Annotated in this window: 1 protein-coding gene, 1 tRNA gene and 2 rRNA genes; all 4 read right to left on the reverse strand. The window is 53.1% G+C overall.

Translation table 11 applies throughout. From position 1 onward, the window contains the following. Positions 1-426: 426 nt before the first annotated feature. The 4 genes from JF818_RS07930 to JF818_RS07945 all read right to left on the reverse strand — a co-directional run bounded on the left by JF818_RS07930 (position 427) and on the right by JF818_RS07945 (position 4,918). Positions 427-1,587, reverse strand: coding sequence for an MFS transporter (locus tag JF818_RS07930; protein WP_198891485.1), 1,161 nt, complete (start codon positions 1,585-1,587; stop codon positions 427-429). Between the two features lie 45 nt (positions 1,588-1,632). Further along, positions 1,633-1,745, reverse strand: a 5S ribosomal RNA gene (gene rrf, locus JF818_RS07935). 70 nt (positions 1,746-1,815) lie between these two features. Next, positions 1,816-4,756: ribosomal RNA gene (locus JF818_RS07940) — 23S ribosomal RNA — on the reverse strand. A gap of 88 nt (positions 4,757-4,844) precedes the next feature. Beyond that, positions 4,845-4,918 (reverse strand) — tRNA-Ile (locus JF818_RS07945). Positions 4,919-5,121 lie beyond the last annotated feature (203 nt).

The raw sequence follows: 5,121 nt of genomic DNA on the forward strand, positions 1-5,121 counted from the left end.
TCCCTGTAATTCTCGCACGAACGTAGCTTTTCAACTATCGTTCTCATTCTTGTGAATTGACTGGGAAGCCCCTCAAGGGTTGCTTCCTTCCTATTCTCATCTCTTCCCTGCGCTCTGCTTTCATAAATCTTCCCGCTCCCCTTTCGGGAGGCGCTCGGTCAACTTACCCGATTTGCCGCCTGTCCGTCAAGGCCCTTGTGAGCCTTTTTTCCAAAGCTCCCGAGGAAGCTTTTCCAGCGGCCGGCGTAGGCCGACAAGAAGCGACTATACAGAACTTCCTTACCTCTGTCCAGTGACTTTGCAAAATTCATGTGAGAAATCAAAAATCATCACTATTTCTTAAGTATATTACGCATTGACACACCTAATCATGTCATTTCAAGGTGAAATGACATGGCCAAATATGTGGGAAAATATTTGAAATTCTTATTGAAATTCCATTGTATTGGTTTTCGTTTGCCCTTTAAAAACAAGAAAAGAGACTAACGACCCATACAAAGCAATAAAAAGAATAATGTGCATGATGCTGATCAGAGAGCCAAGCAGCAAGAACACAAGCATCGCATGCAGATCTGTTGCCAGGCTGATAAAAGAATGAATGGTCGATCTCCCTTGGTTTTCAATACTCTGCTGAACCATATTCTCTTGGATCACACCGGCTGAAGAGAGAAAGAAATAGAAGAGAAAATAGAAAGGGAGGAAGAAAACCTGGCCAAACAAAGCATATAGCAAGAGGGAAATTCCACCAGCTATACACAACAATGCAGGAACATGTGCTCGTTTCCCAGAAAAATATCGAGCAAAAAATGCTCCTAGAGACTCCAACAAGTACCTTCCACCGGTCCAGAATCCAACATACGTTGCAATTAAACCATAGGAGGATGCTATCAAGGGATCATATTCATCCAGGATACCAGGCAAGGAGATGGGAATAATGAGGAGAAGTACCATATACACAACACTGCGTTTCTTGCAAATGTGGCTAAGCGCATCTTTAAGCAGGTATAATGAGGAGTGTTGCTTCCGTCCCTCTTTATAGAGATTCACCTCATTACTCCCCATGATAATACCTGTTGCTACAAGACTGGCAACCACTGAGGAAAGCAGCACCACAGGAAATCCAAAGCGATGTGCTACAAAACCACCGGTAAAACAAGATAGAGCAACAGCCACAGAAGCAGTGCCCATGCCTCTTCCATAGATGGTTTCAAAAGCTTCTTGTCTTCCCTCCAGCTTCAAAGAATCGAAGAGCAACGCTTCTTCAGCACCGGAAGATAATGCCTCAGCAGTACCCCATGCAAGAAAGCCCAGTGCAAATACAAAGAATAATGGAGGGAGAACCAACCAGATGGTAAAACAGAGCGTTCTCAGCACTCCTGAGATTATCAAGAGATACCTACGATTCCAACGATCTGCAAGCACCCCACTGGGGATCTCCAGGAGTACCACAGGAACCGACCAAATTGCGAGCAACAGGGATATTTGGGACAATGAGAGTCCAGCCTTACTGAACAGTAAGGGATACACTGGATAAACCAGAAGCAGATTCTGCATTCCTTTGTACCAAATGAACCGTATTGATCCCATATGGTACAAATCGTAACACATTTCTGTATATTGAAAAAAGAAAAAATCCGGCGGCTACCTACTCTCCCACGGCTAACCGTAGTACCATCGGCGTGAGGGTGCTTAACTTCCGTGTTCGGGATGGGAACGGGTGTGTCCACCCTGCTGTGGCCACCGGGCCGGCCAACGCCTGGGAGCGCGAGGATCTCGCACGACCGGCCTTGGCAGCCCTGGGATTGGAATAATGATATGGTCAAGCCTCTCGGATGATTAGTACCGGTGGGCTGAACACGTTGCCGTGCGTACACCCCCGGCCTATCGAACAGGTAGTCTCCCTGTTTCCTTGTGCCCGCTTGTGCGGGTGGGATGTCTCATCTTGGGGAGGGCTTCCCGCTTAGATGCTTTCAGCGGTTATCCCTTCCGAACGTAGCTACCCGGCAGCTGCCGTTGGCACGACAACCGGTACACCAGAGGTTCGTCCACTTCGGTCCTCTCGTACTAAAAGCAGAACCCCTCAAACATCCAACGCCCATGGCAGATAGGGACCGAACTGTCTCACGACGTTCTGAACCCAGCTCGCGTACCGCTTTAATTGGCGAACAGCCAAACCCTTGGGACCTGCTCCAGCCCCAGGATGCGATGAGCCGACATCGAGGTGCCAAACCTTGCCGTCGATATGAACTCTTGGGCAAGATCAGCCTGTTATCCCCGGAGTACCTTTTATCCGTTAAGTGACGGCGCTTCCACTCGCTACCGCCAGATCACTAAGACCTACTTTCGTACCTGCTCGGCTTGTTTGCCTCGCAGTCAAGCCACCTTGTGCCTTTACACTTGAGGGATGATTCCCAACCATCCTAAGGTGACCTTCGCGCGCCTCCGTTACTCTTTGGGAGGCGACCGCCCCAGTCAAACTTCCCGCCTGGCACTGTCCCGCGACCGGATCACGGCCGCGGTTAGAAAATTGGACAGGCAAGGGTGGTATTTCACCAGCGGCTCCGCGCAGGCTGACGCCCACGCCTCGCGGCCTCCCACCTATCCTACACATCCCTGTCCAAGTCTCCATGCCAAGTTGAAGTAAAGGTTCACGGGGTCTTTCCGTCTAACCACGGGTACCAGGCATCTTCACCTGGACTTCAATTTCACCGGATTTCGCGTTGAGACAGCGCCCATATCGTTACACCATTCGTGCGGGTCGGAACTTACCCGACAAGGAATTTCGCTACCTTAGGACCGTTATAGTTACGGCCGCCGTTTACTGGGGCTTGGATTCGCTGCTTCGATTGCTCTGACAACTCCTCTTGACCTTCCAGCACCGGGCAGGTGTCAGTCCATATACTTCCCGTTGCCGGTTCGCATGGACCTGTGTTTTTGGTAAACAGTCGCATGGGCCGTTTCTCTGCAACCCCCTTGCGGGGGCCATACTTTTCCCGAAGTTACGTATGCATTTTGCCGAGTTCCTTAACGCGAATTCTTCCGTGCGCCTTCGCATTCTCAGCTCGCCCACCTGTGTCGGTTTTCGGTACGGTCCCCCAGGGCCGTTCCTTAGGGATTGTTTCTCGGCACGACGACTACGCGCACTTCGCTCCACCGTAGTGCAGCTCGCTCGCGGCTCACCTCGCCACCCGGATTTGCCTGGGTGCCTCATCGGCTCGCCGTTTCGGCCGGGACTACCGTCGCCCGGCTGCGTTTCGCCCTATGCGTCATCCCATCGGAACCCTGGGAGGTGCGGGAATGTTGACCCGCTTCCCATCGACTACGGCTCTCGCCCTCGCCTTAGGGGCCGACTGACCCTTGGGTAGATTACCTTTACCCTGGAAACCTCGGGCTTTCGGCGGACGGGGATCTCACCCGTCTTTTCGTTACTCATGCCTGCATTCTCTCTTCCGTCCCGTCCACAGGGGCTTACGCCCCTGCTTCTTCCGTTCACGGAATGCTCTCCTACCGACAGCACCACAATTGATGCTGTCCCGCGGCTTCGGTGCCGTGCTTAGCCCCGTTACATTATCGGCGCATGACTACTCGACCAGTGAGCTGTTACGCACTCTTTGAAGGGGTGGCTGCTTCTGAGCCAACCTCCTGGCTGTCTGTGCAATCATACTTCCTTTCCCACTCAGCACGACTTTGGGACCTTAGCCGGCGGTCCGGGCTGTTTCCCTCTTGACGACGGCCCTTATCAGTCGCCGTCTGACTGCCGCACATTGTATCGCGGTATTCGGAGTTTGGTTAAGCTCGGTACCCAGTGACGGGCCCTCACCTATCCAGTGCTCTACCTCCGCGACAATCGGTGCGACGCTAGCCCTAAAGCTATTTCGGAGAGTACCAGCTATCTCCAAGTTTGTTTAGTCTTTCGCTCCAAGCCACAGCTCATCCCAACCCTTTTCAGCGGATTTAGGTTCGGCCCTCCACAGGATTTCACTCCTGCTTCAGCCTGGCCATGGCTAGATCACTTGGCTTCGGGTCTACCGCATGCGACTGAACGCCCTGTTCAGACTCGGTTTCCCTGCGGCTCCGGGACTTCTCTCCCTTAACCTCGCCGCATACGGTAACTCGCAGGCTCATTCTACAAAAGGCACGCCATCACCCCCTAAAGGGCTTTGACCGCTTGCAGGTCCACGGTTTCAGGTTCTCTTTCACTCCCCTCCCGGGGTCCTTTTCACCTTTCCCTCACGGTACTATGCGCTATCGGTAGCTGCCGAGTATTTAGCCTTGGAGGGTGGTCCCCCCTGCTTCCGGCAGGATTTCTCGTGTCCCGCCGTACTCAGGTAGCGCGGCCATGCAGCCACAGGCGTTTCGCGTACGGGGCTTTCACCCGCTCTGGCCGGCCTTCCCAGGACCGTTCCGCTACACTTGTGGTTTCTCACTGCACGGGTTACCCCCGCCGCACCCCTACAACCCCGCGCACCCGAGGGCACGCGGTTTGGGCTCCTCCCCGTTCGCTCGCCGCTACTGGGGGAATCTCGTTTGATTTCTACTCCCGCCGGTACTTAGATGGTTCACTCCCCGGCGTATCTCCCATGCACCCTATGTATTCACGTGCATGTGCATGTCATCCAGACTTGCGGGTTACCCCATTCGGACATCCGCGGATCACTGGGTATTGGCCCCTCCCCGCGGCTTTTCGCAGCTTGTCACGTCCTTCTTCGCCTGGCAGCTCCTAGGCATCCTCCGTGGACCCTCATTTCGCTTGACCATATCATTCTTCCAATCCCTGCGCTATATTGATCTGCTATTCCTAGCAAATGCACTGTAAAAAAACCAGTTGCCTGAGCAACTGAAAATGGGACTGATAAGACTTGAACTTATGACCTCGTGCTTATCAGGCACGCGCTCTAACCACCTGAGCTACAGTCCCGTATAACGAACATATCAGAGAAGAGAAGAAAAGAAAAGGAAGCTATAGAGCCATTGTTGCAGGACTTGCACCTGCTGGTCGACGACCGTTGGTTGGGTCCGGCTGTGAGGGCCGGGCCCGGCCTTTCTTTATCAGAAAGGAGGTGATCCATCCCCCCCTTCCGGTACGGGTAATTTGTTCGGATTTTCCCTGTTTCTTTCGAT

It is taken from the genome of Sphaerochaeta sp. S2, from assembly GCF_016406725.1.
Classification (GTDB): domain Bacteria; phylum Spirochaetota; class Spirochaetia; order Sphaerochaetales; family Sphaerochaetaceae; genus Sphaerochaeta.

Excerpts from the sequence above, each read along its gene's own strand:
- JF818_RS07930 (WP_198891485.1), bottom strand. The coding sequence starts at position 1,587 with ATGGGATCAATACGGTTCATTTGGTACAAAGGAATGCAGAATCTGCTT.